This window comes from Roseivirga spongicola, from assembly GCF_001592965.1.
In the GTDB taxonomy this organism is placed as follows: domain Bacteria; phylum Bacteroidota; class Bacteroidia; order Cytophagales; family Cyclobacteriaceae; genus Roseivirga; species Roseivirga spongicola.
This window is the reverse complement of the sequence record NZ_LRPC01000001.1, coordinates 1,511,043-1,531,303: the sequence shown is the minus strand read 5'-3', so window position 1 is coordinate 1,531,303 and position 20,261 is coordinate 1,511,043. Positions and strand designations below refer to the sequence as shown.

General features: G+C 40.1%; 15 protein-coding genes. 12 read left to right on the top strand and 3 right to left on the bottom strand.

The features are described from left to right. Nucleotides 1-51: 51 nt before the first annotated feature. The gene (locus AWW68_RS06710; RefSeq protein ID WP_068218256.1) at nt 52-801 is read right to left on the bottom strand and encodes a hypothetical protein; all 750 of its coding nucleotides are present in this window, start codon (nt 799-801) and stop codon (nt 52-54) included. Nucleotides 802-1,001: 200 nt separating this feature from the next. Here AWW68_RS06710 and rpsT point away from each other — a divergent pair, with 200 nt between their 5' ends. The 12 genes from rpsT (at nt 1,002) to AWW68_RS06650 (ending at nt 17,676) form a co-directional block, all read left to right on the top strand. Then, on the top strand, nt 1,002-1,253 hold the full coding sequence (gene rpsT / locus AWW68_RS06705; RefSeq protein ID WP_068218253.1) for a 30S ribosomal protein S20: 252 nt from the start codon (nt 1,002-1,004) through the stop codon (nt 1,251-1,253). Nucleotides 1,254-1,356: 103 nt separating this feature from the next. Next, the gene (gene radC / locus AWW68_RS06700; protein WP_068218250.1) at nt 1,357-2,046 is read left to right on the top strand and encodes a RadC family protein; all 690 of its coding nucleotides are present in this window, start codon (nt 1,357-1,359) and stop codon (nt 2,044-2,046) included. A 61-nt stretch (nt 2,047-2,107) separates the two neighbouring features. Further along, a complete protein-coding gene (locus AWW68_RS06695; protein ID WP_068218247.1) occupies nt 2,108-2,725 on the top strand; it encodes a DUF1684 domain-containing protein in 618 nt (205 codons plus the stop codon). Nucleotides 2,726-2,790: 65 nt separating this feature from the next. Further along, entirely contained in the window at nt 2,791-5,205 is a 2,415-nt protein-coding gene (gene pheT, locus AWW68_RS06690) for a phenylalanine--tRNA ligase subunit beta (RefSeq protein WP_068218244.1), read from the top strand. Continuing rightward, nucleotides 5,205-5,498 carry a hypothetical protein gene (locus AWW68_RS06685; protein WP_068218241.1) on the top strand — a complete coding sequence of 98 codons (294 nt, stop codon included), beginning with the start codon at nt 5,205-5,207 and terminating at the stop codon, nt 5,496-5,498. Before pheT ends, AWW68_RS06685 begins: the two co-directional genes overlap by 1 nt. An 11-nt stretch (nt 5,499-5,509) precedes the next feature. Continuing rightward, nucleotides 5,510-5,797, top strand: a complete 288-nt coding sequence (locus AWW68_RS06680) for a cell division protein ZapA (RefSeq protein ID WP_068218238.1) — start codon at nt 5,510-5,512, stop codon at nt 5,795-5,797. 53 nt (nt 5,798-5,850) lie between these two features. Beyond that, the gene (gene rny, locus AWW68_RS06675) at nt 5,851-7,416 is read left to right on the top strand and encodes a ribonuclease Y (RefSeq protein WP_068218234.1); all 1,566 of its coding nucleotides are present in this window, start codon (nt 5,851-5,853) and stop codon (nt 7,414-7,416) included. 125 nt (nt 7,417-7,541) lie between these two features. Beyond that, nucleotides 7,542-9,314, top strand: a complete 1,773-nt coding sequence (locus tag AWW68_RS06670) for a LytTR family transcriptional regulator (RefSeq protein WP_068218231.1) — start codon at nt 7,542-7,544, stop codon at nt 9,312-9,314. Nucleotides 9,315-9,507: 193 nt separating this feature from the next. Then, entirely contained in the window at nt 9,508-9,735 is a 228-nt protein-coding gene (locus AWW68_RS06665; RefSeq protein ID WP_068218229.1) for a response regulator transcription factor, read from the top strand. Between the two features lie 170 nt (nt 9,736-9,905). Beyond that, entirely contained in the window at nt 9,906-12,377 is a 2,472-nt protein-coding gene (locus AWW68_RS06660; RefSeq protein ID WP_084375595.1) for a tail fiber domain-containing protein, read from the top strand. 60 nt (nt 12,378-12,437) lie between these two features. Beyond that, entirely contained in the window at nt 12,438-17,201 is a 4,764-nt protein-coding gene (locus AWW68_RS06655; protein WP_068218226.1) for a tandem-95 repeat protein, read from the top strand. A 7-nt stretch (nt 17,202-17,208) separates the two neighbouring features. Then, on the top strand, nt 17,209-17,676 hold the full coding sequence (locus tag AWW68_RS06650; protein ID WP_068218223.1) for a hypothetical protein: 468 nt from the start codon (nt 17,209-17,211) through the stop codon (nt 17,674-17,676). A 355-nt stretch (nt 17,677-18,031) separates the two neighbouring features. Here AWW68_RS06650 and sucD read toward each other — a convergent pair whose 3' ends face one another. Next, complete coding sequence (sucD, locus tag AWW68_RS06645; RefSeq protein WP_068218220.1) at nt 18,032-18,907, bottom strand: succinate--CoA ligase subunit alpha; 876 nt, start codon at nt 18,905-18,907, stop codon at nt 18,032-18,034. A 329-nt stretch (nt 18,908-19,236) separates the two neighbouring features. Continuing rightward, nucleotides 19,237-20,199 (bottom strand): endonuclease/exonuclease/phosphatase family protein, encoded by a 963-nt coding sequence (locus tag AWW68_RS06640; RefSeq protein WP_068218217.1) that lies wholly within the window; start codon nt 20,197-20,199, stop codon nt 19,237-19,239. Nucleotides 20,200-20,261 lie beyond the last annotated feature (62 nt).

Sequence of the window (20,261 nt, the reverse complement as noted above, 5' to 3'; positions counted from 1 at the left end):
ATTACCGTGCCAAAATTGATTTTCCTAAACCGGAAAAGAACTTATTACCCTCTACTGCCGAGTCCAGATTTCTTTAATTGGGTCTCCGGAAGAGCTTAAACCACTGTGGGTCCATTTGTCGCCATTCACTTCGTAATTAAAGGTAAGATCAGCTCCAACTCTATCAGGGTTTCTTGAAAAGAACTCAATATGCTCGGAATATTTACCGTCTTTCAAGGTTACTTTTCCCCCACCAGTACCTGAAAACTGTTTGGTTTCTGGGTTAAAGGCAGCCCATTGAAACCTACTTCCCGTAATCATCTTAATAGTTTTTCTTGCACCCAACTGCATGGCTTGCATTTCACCATTTCTCATTCTATCCGTTATGCGCCAAGCACCAGCCAAATCGCTATTCCCATCATCGATTCTATTTAAAATCATCTTATTAGAGGTTCCTGCATCATAATTATACATAAGAGTTACCTCATTGGCCTTGAGCTCCGCAGTCATCTGAATTTGCTCTCCAATTTGCTCATCAGACCACGTGTTAAACTCCATGGTGTAGAAAACCTTATTCGCAATAATCTCAATAGTTCCTCCCTGAGACCCAACAAACTCTTTATTTTCCACATCGAATTCTGTATAAAAAGCATAGGGCTCCTCAATAAGCAGAACAGCCCGATGCGATATTTTTTGACCATTCATGCTCACCATCTCCCAAGCTCCTTCCAGCGCGTTAGTGGTTTCAATACTGTAGCTTGGCTCTTTGGTAGACGACCCATTTACCAAAAAACCTAAGAGTAATAAAATTAAATACTTCATAGCCAGATGATTATAAATATAAGATAGGCATTTTTGCTGTGAAAACACTGCTTACCTAACAGAAACCACCATGAAACACTGAGTATTCTGGTAGTCAGTCGAATAAAAACTTTGACCTGATTTGAAATTTCTTTTCTATATTTTGCAAATAATTGAATTAGACCTATCTTTGCATCCCAATTCAGAAAGCAGAAATATAAATGGCAAATCATAAGTCAGCACTTAAGAGAATCAGATCAAACGAAGCTAAGCGTTTGAGAAACAGATATCAGCACAAAACGACTCGTACGTTTGTGAAGAGATTGAGAAACACGACTGATAAGGCTGAAGCACAAGAGCTTTTGAAGAAAGTGATCGGCATGTTGGATAAACTTGCTAAGAAAAATATCATTCATAAGAATAAGGCATCTAATCAAAAGTCTAAATTGACTAAGTTGGTAAATGCGCTTTAATTGAAAAGACTTTGAAAGAAGCCGAGCCCAAAAGGTTCGGTTTTTTTATGCCCTTTCAGCAATAATTCAACTTAATATTTAAACTTTTTCTTTATTATTAAATATGGAAAAAGGCTTGAATATTCTTAGCTGGGCAGAAGAAGACAGACCAAGAGAAAAGCTTTTACTCAAAGGTCGGAGCGTATTATCAGACGCAGAACTCATTGCAATCCTTATTGGCTCTGGATCATCCGAACTTAGTGCAGTAGATCTCTCGAAGAAAATTCTACAATCAGTAAACCATGACTTAAACTCTCTAGCCAGACTTTCTGTAAAAGACCTAACACAATTTAAAGGCATAGGAGAAGCAAAAGCCATTAGCATTGTAAGCGCATTAGAGCTAGGGAGAAGGAGAAAAGCCACAGAGCCAGCAAAACGGATAAAAATTCAAAGCTCTAAAGATGCTTACGAATCCATAGCTTCCGAACTGCTAGACCTACCAACCGAACAGTTTTGGGTAATTATGCTTAACAGAAGCAACCATATCATTCATAAAAGAAACATTAGCCAAGGAGGTGTAAGCGGAACAGTGGCCGACCCCAAGCTTATCTTTAAAAAAGCGTTAGATGATCTGGCTAGTGGAATTATTTTGGTTCACAACCACCCCAGCGGCAACTTACAGCCAAGCCACGCAGATAGACAGCTAACAAAAAAAATAGTAGAGGCTGGTAAACTATTAGAAATACCTGTGCTAGACCATATAATCTTCGCTGATAACGGCTATTATAGTTTCGCTGACGAAGGAGAACTGTAACCGTAACATCATACTCTTTCCAAAACTCGCTTTTTAATCTTCCTCAGGTTAATTTTACCTTATGAAAAAGAGTAATCTGTTCATTCTATTGATAGTGGCTATTGTAGCCATTACCATTTTTAACTTTCTAACCATTGGCGAAAGCTCCAAAGACTATACTGAGCGGCTAGAGCAAGAAAGAAAAGACAAAAATGGATACATGCTTTCTTCAAACTCACCTTTGATCGAAGAAGATAAGCAGAACTTTACCGGACTAAACTACTATCCGATAGATGAAGAGTTTAAAGTGACAGCTAGAATTGAAAAAACTAATAATAAGCAGCCCATCTTCATTGAATCTACTACAGGAGAACAACTTAAGTATATCCCCTTTGCTACAGCCAATTTCGAACTGAAAGGACAACAACATAGTGTAATGCTATACCAAGACTGGGAAGAGAAAGACCCAAACAAGCTCTCTTTAATGTTTGCGGATGAAACCAGTGCAATAGAAACGTACGGAGGAGGCCGCTACCTAGACGTTATGTATAGAAACACCAATTCCGTTATTATAGACTTCAATAACGCCTATAATCCATTCTGTCATTTTAATGCAGAATATAGCTGCCCAATTCCGCCAAGACAAAACGTTCTGAGTATTCCGATTGAGGCTGGAGAAAAAATCTACAAAAACCATTAATACTGACGTAAGCAGCAATTAATCACTAATTTTGCCCATTCTTTGATAACGGTTCATCAGTTAATATGAAAATATCGCTCAACTGGCTTAAGCAATACATAGACATTTCAGAAACACCTCAGGAAATTTCGACTATCCTGACCGATACAGGTTTGGAAGTTGAAGGCTTAGAAGAGGTAGAAAGCGTAAAGGGAGGCCTTAAAGGCTTGGTAATTGGCGAAGTACTAACCTGCTCTCAACATCCAAATGCCGACAAATTAAAACTCACAACTGTAGATATTGGTACAGATGAGCCTTCTCCAATTGTTTGTGGAGCACCAAATGTAGCTGCAGGTCAGAAAGTAGTGGTTGCCACAGTTGGCGCCAGCCTCTATCCTGCCGAAGGAGAACCTTTCACCATTAAGAAGGCTAAAATTAGAGGCGAAGTTTCTTTAGGAATGATTTGTGCAGAAGACGAGATTGGACTAGGCAACTCTCACGCTGGCATAATGGTATTAGATACTGACCTACCTAATGGAACTCCAGCTGCAGAATATTTTAACCTAGAGTCTGACTATGTTATTGAAATTGGTCTTACTCCAAATAGAGCTGATGCTGCCTCTCACCTTGGTGTGGCAAGAGATTTAAAGGCGGCTTTAAAGAGAGATATTAAACTTCCTGAGGTTACTGACATTACTCCTGTTAAATCAGAAGGAGGAGTAAAACTCACTATCGAAAATACTGAAGCTTGCCCACGCTATGCTGGCCTCACAATAGAAGGAGTAAAAGTTGAAGCATCTCCAGAGTGGCTACAAACCAAACTCAAAGCTATTGGGCTCAACCCAACCAACAATGTGGTAGACATTACAAACTACGTACTCCACAGCCTTGGTCAGCCAATGCACGCCTTTGACGTAGATGCTATTACAGGAAAAGAGGTAGTTGTAAAGACACTTTCTGCAGGAACCAAATTCATAACCCTCGATGAAAAAGAAAGAAAGCTCTATGCTGAAGATTTAATGATCTGCAACCAGAACGAAGGCATGTGTATTGCAGGAGTTTTTGGCGGAATCAAATCTGGCGTTACTGAAAAAACCACTTCGGTGTTTTTAGAAAGCGCTTACTTTTCTCCAGACAGCATCAGAAAAACAGCGCAGAACCATCAGCTTAAAACAGATGCTTCTTTTAGGTATGAGCGCGGCACTGACCCTAACATGCCTTTCTTTGCCTTACAATATGCTACCAAGTTAATTCAAGAAATTGCCGGAGGAGAAATTGTTGGCGAAGTGTTCGACATATATCCAAATCTTGTAGACAACTTTAAGGTCGATGTTACTTATCACAGAATCAATCAACTAATCGGTAAGGAGCTGTCTAAAGACCAAATTGAAAATATTTTAATTGGGCTTGACATTCAGCTAGAAAGTAAAACGGACGAAGGTTTTACCGCCATAGTTCCTCCGTATAGAGTGGATGTTCAAAGAGAGGCCGACATTGTAGAAGAAGTACTTAGGGTTTACGGCTACAACAATGTTGAACTTCAGCCTACATTAAGCTCTAGCTTTCTATCAGAGTTTCCGAAAAAAGACAACGACTCTCTTCAGTTAGAGGTATCAAGAATGCTTGCAGGCGCTGGCTATAATGAGATTGTAACTAACTCTCTCACTAAGCATCAGTATGTAGCAGAAACCGAATCTATTGACTCCAACGAGGATGTTCATATTCTGAACTATCTAAGTGAAGAATTAGACGTGATGCGTCAAACATTGATGTTCTCTGGCTTGGAAGTAATAGACCGCAACGTAAAGAGAAGACAGAACAGCTTAAAACTTTACGAATTTGGAACAACTTACCACAAGAGAGGCGAAAAATATAAGGAATATTCAAGGCTCGCTATTTTCCTAACAGGTGAAAACAATGCCGAGTCTTGGTTAGATAGCAACAGACCTGTAAGGTTCCATGATCTTTCGCAATTAGTCTATCAAATATTGAACAAGTTTGGTTTAGATAGACTAGAGACAACAGACATTCAGTCCGATTTATGGAGCTATGGAATAGAAATTAGCTACAATAAAAAGACGGCAGTTAGATTTGGCAAAGTAAACCCTAAATTGGCCAAACTCAGCGAGGTAAAGCAAGAGGTTTTCTATGCCGACTTTGATTGGGAAATGCTAAGACACAACTATCCGTTGATTGTTGACTTTAAACCACTTTCAAAATTCCCTGAAGTAAAAAGAGACTTATCTCTAGTTATTGACAAATCAGTAAATTTTGAAGAGATTAGAAAACTGTCAGAAAGAAATGCATTCAAACTCCTGAATGGCATTAGAGTGTTCGATGTTTATGAGGGAGATAAAATTGGAGCTAATGAAAAAGCTTATGCTGTAAGTTTCTTCTTGCAAGACCAAGAAAAAACCCTCACCGATAAGGTTATTGATAAAACCATGCAGAGGTTAATGACAGTATTTGAAAAAGATTTGGGAGCAACTATAAGAAAATAATGGCTAACCATCCGATTGACCAAAAGCTTACGGGGCTTGAAAAAAAAGTGAATGAATTGATAAGAGCTTATCAATCGGAAAAGGCCAAAACCAGCCAATTAGAGTCTAAAAACCAATCACTTAAAACAGAAGTTGCAGACTTAAAGGCTAAACTAGCTGATTTTCAAAATCAGTATAAAATCGCTAAAATTGTATCTAGCACAACAGTGGAGAAAGACGAATCTGTTGAGTTGAAAAATAAATTAAACGAGTACATTAAAGAGATTGATCGTTGTATAGCTCATATGAGCTAATTTAGAAATATATGGATCTTCTATCAGTAAAATTAAAAATAGGAGACCGCGAGTACCCAATGAAGGTTAAACCTGAAGAGGAAGCACGGGTACGCAACGCAGGCAAATTCATCAATGAGAAACTAAGGTCTTACAGAGACAAGTTTGGTATTGATGATAAAGAAGATTTGTTGGCAATGGTAGCGTTCGACTGCATGGTGGCTAAGCTAAAAAGCGAAGAAGAGTCTACTGCAATCGATAGCACAGCTGAAAACACAATTGAAAACCTGGAACGACTAATTCGGGAAACACTCTCTTAAAAACCGTTATCGACTCACTTATTTGTTCATCTCCACATAGATTATAAATATTTATGGGAGACACGCTTACTATATTGCTAACGGCCATCGGAGCGCTGGTAGTTGGCTTTTTGTTCGGTCGATATCTGCTTCAAAAGCTCAATCGTGCCGCAGCCATAGAACTGGAAGAAAAAGGAAAACGGATCATTAAAGAGGCCGAATTAAAGGCCGAAAACATCAAAAAAGACAAAATTCTAGAAGCCAAAGAGAAGTACTTTAAAATAAAAGCAGACTTCGAAGAAGAGGCTAACAGAAAGAAGAATCAGATAATTTCTAACGAAAACAAACTCAAGCAACGCGAAGCTTCTTTGAATCAAAAGCAGTCTGAAATCAATAGAAAGGATGCTGAATTAGATAGCCTTAAAGAAAATGTAGAAGCTCAGCTAGAGATAGTTAGAAAGAGAAAAGAAGAGCTTGAAAGCAAGGTAGATGAAAAGGTTAAAGAGCTAGAAAAAGTAGCCAACCTTTCTGCCGATGAAGCCAGAGAACAGCTTATTGAAACGCTGAAAGACGAAGCGGAGAGCAAGGCCTCTGCATTAGTAAAAGACATCATAGATGAAGCAAAACTTTCTGGCGCTAAAGAGGCCAAAAAGATTGTTATAGAATCTATTCAGCGTACAGCCACAGAGCATGCCATTGAAAACTGTGTCTCAATTTTCAACATTGAGAGTGATGAAATTAAAGGTAAGATCATTGGCCGTGAAGGCAGAAACATTCGTGCCTTAGAAGCCGCTACAGGAGTTGAGATTATTGTAGACGATACACCTGAAGCCATCATCATTTCAGGGTTTGACCCTGTAAGAAGAGAGATTGCAAGGCTCTCTCTACACAGGTTGGTAACCGATGGTAGAATTCACCCGGCCCGTATCGAAGAGGTGGTAAACAAAACCACTAAGAACATCGAAGAAGAGATTGCTGAAATTGGAGAAAGAACGGTGATCGATTTAGGCATTCATGGGCTTCATCCAGAGCTAATCAAGTTAGTCGGCCGAATGAGGTTCCGTTCTTCCTATGGTCAGAACTTGCTTCAGCACTCTAGAGAGGTAGCCAACCTTTGTGCTACTATGGCTTCTGAATTAGGTTTGAATCCTAAGAGAGCTAAAAGAGCAGGTCTTCTTCACGATATTGGAAAGGTTTGGCCAGAAGAGCCAGAAATGCCTCACGCAGTTCTCGGTTTCGAACTAGCTAAGAAATACAAAGAACATCCTGAAGTGTGCAACGCCATTGGTGCTCACCACGATGAGATGGAAATGACTTCAATGATCTCTCCATTGGTTCAAGCTTGTGATGCAATTTCAGGAGCAAGACCAGGAGCAAGAAGAGAGGTAATGGAGTCTTACATTAAGCGACTCAAGGAGTTAGAAACTCTTGCCCTAAACTTCGATGGTGTAAATAAATGTTACGCTATTCAGGCTGGTAGAGAGCTTCGCGTGATGGTAGATGCAGAATCGGTTACCGATAATCAAGCTGCACAGCTATCGTTCGATATTTCTCAGAAAATTGAAAAAGAGATGCAGTACCCAGGACAAATCAAGGTTACTGTTATCAGAGAAATGCGCGCTGTAAACTTTGCCAAATAGAAAAAGTTAAAAAAAAAATTATAACTAATTGAGGGGCTGATATTTAGCCCCTCATTTGTTTTAACCCCTCGCATACCTGAATATTCTCTCTTGTTCAATTCAGTAAATACTAATATTTTGCTACTGTGCGTGCGTTAATTACCAGTGTAGCCTTTTATCTGGGTCTTTCAATCTTCACCTCAACCCTATTAGCTCAGAGCGATTTTTCTGAACTCAAGGCTGATATCATCAACGCTGAAACGGAAGCCAAACGGATTGAAGCTATTATAAACATTGGTACAGTTTATAACCGCACACAAACTGACAGCATAGACCAATACATCCAAGAACTTACTAGCTCAAATTTCGAAAATGAAGAGCTTGCTCAAGCTGGGAAACAGTTTCTCGATGCGCTCATTCAATATCATCAGGGGAACTTGCAGGTTGCAGTAGAACAACTGGAGTTTGCCAGAAGATATTTCAATAAAGAAAACTATAAAGACATTCACCTGAAGGTTCTAAACTTCTTAGGGATAGCATACATGAGAACCAACCAAGTGGAAATGGCCATTGAGGTTCAAAACGAGTCGATCGAGCTCTGTGGAGACGACCCAAAATACTCCGCTGCAAAACGATCGGCCTATGGTAACCAAGCCAACGCCTATAGAAGAATTGGAGAGTATGCTAGGGCCATTTACAACCTAGAAAAGACTTTGGCACTAGCTGAGTCTGACTCAGTAGGTATCCACGGAATGAGCTATTTGGGCTTAGGTCAAATGTTAACGAGCCTTAATCTTTATGATAGAGCCTTAGATGCCTATGATAACATAGACGTTGAGAACTTTCCGTCCAAATCTGTTCAAGGAGCCATTTACTCTGGTAAAGCACAGGCATTCCATGCATTAGAAGAGCTCGACTCAGCATATTTGTATTGGAATAAAGCTTATGAAGTTTCTAGTACTTCTAGAAACTGGCAACAAACGCTAAGACCTCAATTAGAAATGGCTCTTATCTCTATAAATAGAGGCACTAAAGAAGCTGCCGCTATGCATATAGAAATAGCAGACGATATTTCGAGCAATTATAAATATCCTCCACCAGCATTTGTAGACTTATTCATTACTAAAATTAAGTACAACGTGCTCATTGGTGAGTTAAAGAAAGCCAAAGCCATAGCCGCTGAATTTGAGCTCTTCATTAATGATAATTCCATTGCTCACCTATCTAAAGATGGCTTTAGAATAGTGTCCGAACTGTATGAAAAGCTTGGCGACCCTCAAAAAGCTCTGAAGTATGAGAAAATACACAGTAACCTAGATGCCAACCCTACCAAAATTAGCAGTAATGCGCGCATAGCGGAGCAACGCTCTAAACTGGCTTTATTAGAAAAAGACGAACAAATAGAGCAAGAGTCAGCAGAAAAATCTTTCTACCAAGAGCTTACATTCCAAATCATAGCAATAACCATAGTTCTTATTGTTGTATCAATCATTCTCTACCGTTACTACAGAAGAGAAAAGTCTGAGAATGTTATTAAAGACCAAGAACTGAAAGACCTTAAAAAGAAATTGAATGAGCTCTCTAAAAAGTCTGCACGACCAGAAGTAGTAGAGCATATTACACTCAAAAGCAAAGCACTCATTAAGCTTAAAGATCTCAATTATGTTTCTTCTGATGGACCTTATCTAGAGTTTCACTTAAGCACTAAAGAGAACCCTGAGATAGACCGCAATTCTTTAAAGAATGTATTGGCAGAACTACCCGCCAGAAAATTCATTCAGGTTCATCGAAGCCACATTGTAAATCTAGATGCTGTCAAGTCTATATACTCCAATAAAGTAGTACTTATTAATGGAGAAGAACTCAATGTAAGCCGCAGCTACAAAGACAAGCTAGATTTACTCCTAAACAACAACTAGTCTTTTTCTTCATATCGGTTTTTAGGTTACTCATTACATCTCGGGTGGCAATACCCCCATTTTACGCCACTAAAGACATGTCATTCGTGACAAGTAACATGTCACTCATAACATAAACCTGAAATTGTGCCTTCTAAACGCCAATTTTAGTAACAACAATCAGTACTCCAATTCGGGTACTCCAACACAACCAATGACCAACAAAATCCAGACAAAAAAGAAGGAGATTTTAAACGCTCTTTCAGTAAGAGAGATTGAAATTCTTCAGCACATGGCAAAGGGTAATTCAAGAAGTGATATCGCCTCTACCCTCTCCATATCTGTACTCACTTATGATGAGCACAGAAAGAACATAAGAAACAAGTTGGGACTACAGTCTAATGCAGATTGGGCCATGGTTCTTATGGCATTCATGTCTTAGAAATACTCTGAATTGAGTATTGAGCTAGGCTTAAAAACTAAAAAACTTTACAAAGAACAATAGTCGGTTTAGTTGAGTCTCATGCCGGAGCCACAAACGGTGACTCCGGCTACCTTAGAAATCACGCGAATAATCATCAATATAAATTGTCACAACCAAAATTTTAAAAAATGAAAAAACCACTACTCCTTATTATGTGTCTAACACTCCTACTGAGTGCTGGACCTATTATGGCAGCTCCCTTTCAAGATGAAGCAGCCACAACCATGGCGCCTGAAGGCAAAAAAATGAGCTTTCAAGGCACGCTATATGAAAATGGTACTCCAGTTACAGGAGCAAGAACATTTACCTTTTCCATTGACCTTGGAGACGGTGAAAGCTGGACAGAAACCCAAGCAGATGTTCAGGTAATAGAGGGCTTGTATGCTGTAACCCTTGGTGACGTAAACCCAATGCCTGAAGACCTGTTCTATAATGCAGTTGAAAGAACTCTTACTGTAAGCATTGGAAATACTGTGCTAGGCTCAACAAGCCTTTTCGCACCATTTAGTGTTAAACAACCACTAGAAGTATATAGCCCAGAAGGCATGCTAAAAGGCGAATTGAGTTTCTATGAACCAAACAACTCAGCATCGCTGGTTACTTATGGTCATAACGACACAAGAAGAGTAATCTTAGGGGCAGCAAACGAAGGAACCACAGGCTTCTTAGGACTTTATGATTCATTAGATGTAAGAAGAGTAGACCTAAGAGCTTACAACGGAAATGGTTACTTCGGTCTCTCTGGTGAAACCAACATGAATATTGCCATGGGTGGCAAGTATTGGGAAGAAGGCGGCCTAAACAAAGGATACTTTAAAATTCAAGGTAATCCTGAATCTGGTGAAGACGGAGCTCCTATTCATGACCTCATCTTTATGGATGCCTCATACAATGATGTAATGGGCCAAGAGCATGGTAGAATGGAAACCAAAAACCAACTCGGTCAGCAGATGTCGCTTCTAGACATGAATGATGAAGGTGCAGGAAGGTTCCAACTAAAAAGCCCTGATGATTTCGCCAATGTACTCATAGGCTCTAATGGCCCAAAAGCAGGACTTCTTTACTTGAACGACTCTTTAGGCAGAAACACCTATAGAATGCTTACCTATTCTGGTGGTTCGGCTTACATGGAAATGAGTGCTGGCATTCCTGAAACAGGAGAAACCAGAGTTGTTTATCAGCATGCAGGTTATATGAACCCATGGACGAACATGATTGCCAGAAATGACGATGGCACTGCTAAAGGTAGAGTTCAGAGCGGATGGTTAGCTGGTGGAGGTGAAAACTTCGGTCAGTTCAGAGTATCTGCCAGCAATAACAGAACCCTAGCCTCAATGGGCGGAAATGATGAAGATGGTGGATCAATCACCCTTGAAGGCCCGAGCTCTTCTAACTTCTGGATTGGTCAGAAAAACTGGGAAGATTCTAATCTACCTTTCATGGGTTTAAGAGGTGCTTATACTGAAGGAGAAGGAGATGGAACGTACAACCCAGACCTGCTTCAGCTAGAAGTAACTCGTTGGGAAAATGGCACCGAGCTTGGCCAGATCAACTTTAGCGCTACAGGTGAAAACGGAGTAGAAACTGTTTCTCTAAACTACTTCGATGTGAACAACTTACTAAATCCAGCATCTCACATAGTAAGAGGCGAAAACGGAAATGAAGTTGCAAGATTAGAAAGAAGAGGTGACAACTTTGGACAGGCGGTTTTCTTCAACAACAATAATGAGCTAAGAGCAGAAGTTGGCTCTTTCGGAGATAATTCTGGCTTCCTACAATTATTCGGTCCAAACAACTCCAAAAACATTCAAATGGGTGGCTCAGATGCCAACCGAGACTTCGGCATGATGAGAATCTCTGGCTCAACCGAAAACAGCTTAATCAATCTTGAAATAGCGCAAGATAGAGCTAATACTGAATATGGTATTATAAATATTGGAAACACACAAGAAGGCGGTTTTGAAATTGGTTCAAGAAGCTGGGAAAACGATGGAAATGGTGGCCAAAACACATACACAGCAATCAAGAGTACAATAGACGTTTCAGATGGAAATGGTGGATCTTATAGACCATGGCTAGTTAGTCAAGAGTTTCATGCAGATGGAAGCGGAAACCAGTTCGGTACTATAAGAGTGAACTCAACAAACGGAGCTGCTTTTGTAAACATTAATGATAACAATAGCGGAAACATTGACATTTCAGGGTCTCTCAACCAATCATCAGATGCTCGCCTTAAGAAAAATGTAAGCACTCTTACTTCAGGGCTTTCTATAGTGCATAAACTTAGAGGTGTTCGCTATAACTGGAAAGACGAGTCTAGACCAGAAAATAAAATCGGTTTCATAGCTCAAGAAGTTGAAGCAGTGCTTCCAGAATTGGTTCACACTCGTGAAAACGGTTTCAAAGGTGTAAACTATGCAGAAATGACTGCGGTATTAGTTGAAGCAGTAAAAGAACTTTCTGCAGAAGTAGAAGCGCTTAAAGCCGAGAACAACACTTTGAAGGCAGAAGCTTCTAAAGTTGAAGCTATGGAAGACAGATTGGCTAAGATAGAAGCCCTGCTAATGAACAATCAAAAAGTTAACGCTAATCAAAAATAATCTAGGATGATTAGCCTAAAACAAATTTTTAAAGTCAGAAACCTGGCAACCACATTGTTAATGCTAGTTCTTGCAATAAATGTTCAAGGACAAGATGAAAACAATGATGAGGCGCTAAACAAGCGCTTATCCACCAGCAGTGGTGGTTGGGTGTCGGGGGGTATTTATACCAGCCACATTGCTGTGGGCCAAAACGGTGTAAGTACTTTGCTCACCGCTACTGACGGGCAAACTGAATACAAAGGAAACTTTGGATTCATTATTCCACTAATAGAACAAGTGGAGCCCAATCAGGCACCAATAGCCGTAACAGCTGCTAAGTCTGTCCTATATAAGTTAGGAGAAACTTTAAAGCTAAATGGTTTCGATCCAGACGGAGATGAAATAGACTACGTGATTACTCAGGCTCCGGCCAACGGAGAACTTGCAGTTTCAGGTACCAATAAAGGAAGGTTCACTTTCAACCCTAACAGTGACCTGACCCCTGCCACAGGATACGAAGATGTAATCAAGTTTAAGGTAGTGGAAGTTAATGGTGAGAAGCTAGAGTCTGAAGAGGCCACGCTCACATTTAAGTTCAACGTAGTAGATGAACCGCATGAGATCAGCAGCTTGTCTGTGAGTAATGCAACTGAAACTTCAAAGTCGTTAGACTTAGAAATATCAGATACTAGGTTCAATTCAGTTTACTCAGTTAAACTAAGCTACTTGGATTTATCTACTCCAACAGCACCTAAGACTATCTCTATTGTGAATGACGCATTCAACTTGGAGAGTTTCACTAAAGGTGATAATAGCTTGGCAACCAATATTGGAGTTACTCAAGCAGAGCACCCATACTTATTCAGTGCTGAACAAGTAGTTATTATTGCTGAAGTAACCACTCCGAAAACGGGCTACAATGATGATCAAGTATTTGTACTGGAGAATAGTACCGAAAGTGGTACTGGTGGAGCAATTAGAAATTTAGATGCTGACTCCGACTTATTTGCCGATACTAGAGATGAGGAAGCTTTTGTGAATAGCACATCTACAGATGGATTATTCTTCAGCTTTGCTAATGAGAAGCAAACGCCAGAAAACACTCCTGTAGCCGTTAATCTCTATGCACTTGAGCTAGGAGGTTTCGATTTGACTACAGCTACTGTGGAAATCACATCTTCTCCAGAAAGCGGAACGCTCTCAGAGCCAGTTTTAGTGAAAACGTCTGGAAACTTGATTCAATGGACAGCCTTTTACACTCCAATTGGAGACGTAGGCTACAGCGACTCATTCGAATTTAGTGTAACCAGTGCGTCTAGAGAAACCACCGTTAACGCCACAGCTTCTATTGAAGTAATTGATGTGAACGATGCTCCTACTCTTTCTGCCATTAACAACCAGTTAATCAACGAAGATGAGATTGGCACTGTACAACTGAGTTATGCCGATGTAGACAATGAAGTAAATATTACAGCAACTTCATCTGAACCATCTAAAGTAGCGGTAACCGTGGCAAATGGAGAGTTAACTCTCACACCTATAGCAGATTATACTGGTAAGGTTAGTATTTCTGTGCTATTGGAAGAATTAGATACTGAGGAAGCTTATTCGCTTTTCGAAACCTTCGAAGTAACTGTTTCTCCTGTAAACGACTCGCCAATTATGGCTGCCATAGACGATCAGAATGTAGATGAAGACAATGTGTTTACTTATACACTTTCGGCTACAGATGTAGATGCCGCTGTTCCATTATTCACCTACAAGGCCACTCCAGACGTTCAAGGGGCTGCCATTGTAGATATTAATGGCAACATCATGACGGTAACTCCTACTGCCAACTATAATGGCGTTATCAACTTTAGCATTACTGCCGATGATAGGCTAGGTACCGCCACCTCAGTTTCTGCAGTGGAGTCATTTGCGCTTACAGTAAATGCAGTAAATGATGCTCCCGTTTCTACAGCTACAATCCCTACTCAATCTATGCTAGATGAACTTCCTGCATACATAATTGATATGGGTAACTATTTTGACGATGTAGAAACAGCTGATGAAGACCTCATTATAACGCATAATGGAGCAGGTTCGCTCTTCACTCTTGCTGTAGCAGGGAAAAACGTTACCGTAACCCCTATTTCAGGTCAGTCAGGTTCTGAAGATGTAACCTTTACGGTGAGTGACGGAGAACTTTCCGTAACGCAAACTGTAACCTTTAGTGTCGAAACAGAAAGTGCGGATATCACAACTACAGGCATTCAAAATGTATCGGTCGATGAAGATTTCACAACCTACACGATAGATCTTTCTGGAGTGTTTACAGATAACAACGACCCTAATGCCGTGTTTAACTACACTGTTGGTGGTTTAAGTCAGTTATCTGGCACAATCAATGGTACTAACCTTGAGATTAACACCAGTAGTGATTTCAATGGAAGTGAGAGCGTATTCCTGATTGCTTCTGCCAACGGAAAATCATCGTTCACATCTTTCGACATTAATGTAAATCCTGTAAACGATGCTCCTACTTTAGGAACAACGAGCGGCCAAAGCATTCAGGAAGATGGACAACTAGCCGGAGTGTTTATGACTTTCGCAGACATAGATACAGAGGCCACAAACCTTGTTTTCACAGCCACTTCTTCCGATGAAAGCGTGATTACCACCGATGCTATCGCTATTAGTGAAAGCGCATCCGGCATCACCTTATCGGCCAATACAGTAGCGAATGCTTCAGGATCTACCACAATAACAGTCAATGTTTTCGATGGAGAGTTTACTGCAACACAAACTTTTGATGTAACTGTGCTTTCAGTAAATGATGCACCAACGGTAAGCGCAACAACTATTGCCGATGCAACTGAAGATGCTGCTTACACTCAAAGTTTAGCTGGCCTTTTTGCCGATGTAGATGGAGATAACCTTAGCTATATGCTAGAAGGAAACCCAGACTGGGTTTCAGTAGATAATGGAAGCCTGGTTGGAACACCTACTAACGATGACGTAGGTTCTACTGACTTCTACATTACAGCAGACGATGGTTCTGGCGGAACAGTAAGACAGCAGTATTCTATCAGTGTTGCCAACACAAACGATGCTCCAATTGTGGCTTCTGCCGCAGCAGACATTACGGCTACTGAAGATGTATTGCTAAGTTCACTAATTGCTTCTTCTGTATTTATAGACGTAGATGGTGATGCACTTACCTTATCTGCTACTTTCACTGGAGCCGATTGGTTAACATTTGATGCTACCAACAACAGGTTTACAGGTACTCCTGCTAATGATGATGTTGGCACCGTGAACATTACAATTACTGCTACTGACTCAGAAGGAGCATCAGTATCGGATGATATTGTACTTACAATTCAAAACGTCAATGATCAACCAACAGATTTAGCTATCTCGACCTTAACAGTCGCTGAAAATAGTGCTACTGGAACAGTAGTTGGCTCTCTAAGCTCAACAGATGTTGATGCTGGCGATAGCTTCACCTATACTCTCGTTCCTGGTAGTGGTTCAGACAATAACGATCTATTCAGCATAGCTAATGGCGAGTTAGTGACAAATGGCGATATAGATTTTGAATCTACCACAAACCTGAGCGTTAGACTTAGAACTACAGATGTAGCTGGAGCTACATTCGAAAAATCATTCAGCATAACGGTCAATAATGTAAATGAAGCACCTACAGCACTAGCTTCTAGCAGCTTATCGCTTGATGAGAATGCAGGAGCCGATGCCGAAATTGGAACGCTAAGTACTACAGACCCAGATAATGGAGATTCATTTACTTATAGTTTGGTAGCTGGTACTGGCGACTCGGACAATGCGAGCTTCAGCATAAACAGTGGAAAACTCTTAGCTAAAATTAGCCTCAACTTTGAGTCTAAATCTTCTTACTCAGTGAGAGTTAAAACAGAAGATGCTGGAGGTTTATCTTATGAAGAAGCACTCACCATTACATTGAATGATGTAAATGAAGCCCCAACAGCTATAGCTATCGATGCCTCCTATATAGATGAAAATGTAACCGTTGGTTCCGTTGTTGGAGCACTGTCTACAACAGATGAAGACAATGGAGATACGTTTACTTATAGCCTTGCTGCAGGCACCAATGATAACGATGCGTTCGATATTGATGGCGCCAATTTAGTTACTGCTGCAGCAGTAGACTTTGAAACCAAGGCAAGCTATACGGTAGTGGTTACATCTACAGATGCCGGTGGTGCAAGCTTCGACAAGTCCATCACCATAACGGTAAACAATGAGGCCGAGCCTAGCATTGCCAATATTGGTGGCTTGGTGTTCGATGTAACCGATATTGCTGAAACTACTTCTCAGAACTTCACTATAGAGAATACTGGTGATACTGACATAGAAGTAGCCAGCATTACTTTACCTGATGGCTACTCAGCAGATAAATCGGCCTTTACTGTAGAGGTAGGAGCCTCAACGCAAGTAGAAGTAACCTTTGCTCCATCTGAAGCCAAAACTTACGCTGGCGAAATGGTAATTCAATCAAATGCGGGAGAAACCAGAGTAAATATTACTGGTGAAGGTACTATAGTAACAGCTATTGATGATGATGTTATTGATGCTGATGAAGTAAGCCTTTACCCTAACCCTGCTCAGCACATGGTTACCATAGACCTGTCTCAAATACCTCAGGTTCAGCCGAACTTGGCCATAGTAGACATGAATGGCACAGCCGTTTGGAATAAGCAAAAGGTACAAGAAAGCAAGGTAGAAGTGAACGTAAGCTCATACCCTGCTGGCACCTACCTGATCCGAATAAGCTCAGAAAAAGGTAGCGCTGTTAAAAAGTTGATCATTGTTAAATAACTCAGAAATGAAAAGTAACAGAAGTAGAAACACGTTTAACAGTGTACTGAAAATATCGATTGGAATCCTCATAGTATTCGTCATCGCCTCCTGTGGAGGTGGTGGCGATGATTCTCCAACTCCACCTGAAGAAACTCCTCAGGAAATAGCTCAAGCTTTACTAGAGGCTAACTGGACAATAGCCAGTGGTGGCTCTATAACTCTTGATGGAAGTGATGTATCAAGTAGATACGATGGGTTCTCAATGGATATTGACAATGGTAGTTTTACTACAACCAATGCCGGAAACCTATTCCCTGCCACAGGTACTTGGTCTTGGGTAGGAACAAGCGACAATCAGGTTACTACTGGCAATGGTAAATCCATTACCATTACCACTCTAACTAGTTCAAGGATAGTTTTCAGCTTTCTGAAGACCGATCAGAACGTTGCAGCGGGTATTCCAGGTAATTATGTAGTCACTTTAACACAATAATAATTCTTCAACCAAAATGTTGGTGAGACTCAAAATTTTCGAAAAATACCAAGTTTACGGTATTGAGATAGGTGGCGCAGAATATGACCTTTATATCGTCAGTAAAGATTCATATAGTAGTCTGATTTAGTTGAGTCTCTTGGAAACGGGAACCGCAGAAGGTGGTTCCCGTTTTACCTTAACCCCCTGAAACCATGACGGAAAAAGCTATAAATACCCTTTCTAAAATTGCCAGCAAAGCCTCCGACTCTTTCGAAGTGTTAGTGCTTATCGCGGTAATTATCTTTATCCTTTTTCGTTAGGCATAAAAAAAGGGACTTAAAAAGCCCCTTTCATATCTATTAAGATCTAAATCTTATCCTTTTAACACGTTAGCCATTGTCTCTCCAATATCTGCAGGAGATTTCACTACGTGAATACCACAATCGGCCATAATCTTCATTTTAGCTTCAGCTGTATCTTCAGCTCCGCCAATAATTGCACCAGCATGTCCCATTCTTCTACCTGGAGGTGCTGTTTGGCCAGCAATAAATCCTACAACTGGCTTCTTATTACCAGTCTCTTTAATGTAGTTAGCTGCCATGGCTTCATAGTTTCCACCAATCTCACCAATCATAACAATGGCATCGGTTTCATCATCTTCCATCAATAACTGAACAGCATCTTTAGTAGGAGTACCAATGATTGGGTCACCACCAATACCAATAGCAGTAGAAATTCCTAAACCAGCTTTTGCCAATTGGTCAGCAGCTTCATAAGTTAAAGTACCTGATTTAGATACTAATCCTACTCTACCCTTCTTGAATACGAAACCAGGCATAATACCTACTTTAGCCTCACCAGGAGTAATTACACCCGGACAGTTAGGACCAATTAAAGTAACATCTTTAGACTTGATGTACTCTTTGGCAGTTACCATATCCTTAACCGGAATTCCTTCAGTAATAGCAATGATCACTTTAATTCCTGCATCAGCTGCCTCCATAATGGCATCAGCCGCAAATGCTGGTGGAACAAAAATGATAGACACATTAGCGCCAGCTTGCTGAACAGCTTCTTCAACTGTGTTAAACACTGGCCTGTCTAGGTGAGACTGTCCTCCTTTACCTGGAGTAACACCACCAACTACATTGGTACCATATTCTATCATTTGACTGGCATGGAAGCTACCTTCAGAACCGGTAAATCCTTGCACAATCACCTTTGAATCTTTATTCACTAAAACGCTCATTGCAACGGGTTTAATTTTCAGGCAAAAATAGAATATAAAATGGGTTGACCAAAGGGAATGTTAAGTTACAGAAGTGTTCCTTCCCTTCATTTTACCGTTTAGCCATTGATTAAAATGTTTAACAGATTTTAACCGAATATTTTCAACTTAATTGAAACCATTTGACCGTAATAAACGTCTTATAATCAGAAGTTAATTTTGAAAAGTTTAGATAAGTCAGTAAAACACAGAATTAAATTCTTAGAGAAGACGTTTAAAACATAGTTAGTTAGTTTTTAGTATTTTAAGGTTGAAGATGAGAAAAGCCCCCACTCCGGGGCTTTTTTCTATTACTGCACTTTTATTCTTGTGAACATGGGTAAATGGTCGCTCAATTTCATCATTTCTTCTTTTGAAAGAAGGTCACTAAAAACCGTAGTACTCCCCTTCTCTACATCTTCCATCATGTTCTTGTTAAAAATTATGTGATCGATTCTCCACCTCGGATTGTCCGATGGATGAGAAAACACACCACTATTGGCTAAAGGGTCTATAAACTGATGACCTTTTTTTCCAACCAATAATGTTTGAAATTCTTCACTATCTGGAGTACAGTTGAAATCACCTACCATCATTAAGTTCACCTTCTTGTCTTCTTTTACCATTCTGGCCCATTGGTTTTTTAACAAGTTTATTTGACCTAAACGCATTTTCTCATTTCTTTCACCTCTGCCTGCCTTTAGGTGAACTCCAGTGAGCGTAAACTCATATTCTTGATTAGGAAGGATATCTATAGACCACATTCTAGAGTTAAGATTTACCTGCGACTCAGGTTTTCCGTTTTCATCTAGGTAATTGACCACAGGGGTATATAGTGCTCCATAACTATAAACAGTACCAAGAGGCACCTTACTCATTATTACCACATTCATATACCACGAGTAGCTTTCTGCTGCAGCAAAAAACTCATACCCCATTTCGCTCAAATAACTATCCGCAATCTGTTTTAGGTAAGCAATACTCTCAAACTCCTGTAGCACAACTACATCTGCATTTGCAGCTTTTAAGGCCTTTACCAACAAAGCCTCCTTACCCTCCATACTCTCTTTGGGATTATCTTCTCTAGAGTTATTGATGTATGGATTATCATACATGTCTACAAAGTGCTCCACATTCCAACTCAGAACACTTAACACCTCCGGATTATATTGGAAACCTGTTGGTGCAGTAACACCAGCTCTCTTTAATGATTGACCATTGACACCACCTATAAATAAGGTAGATACAAGCAGGCCTATTAATATTGCTCTCATCTCTTTATATTTTCAGATTCAAAAGAACCTCAAAAGCAAGAATAATCACCCTTTTAGACATT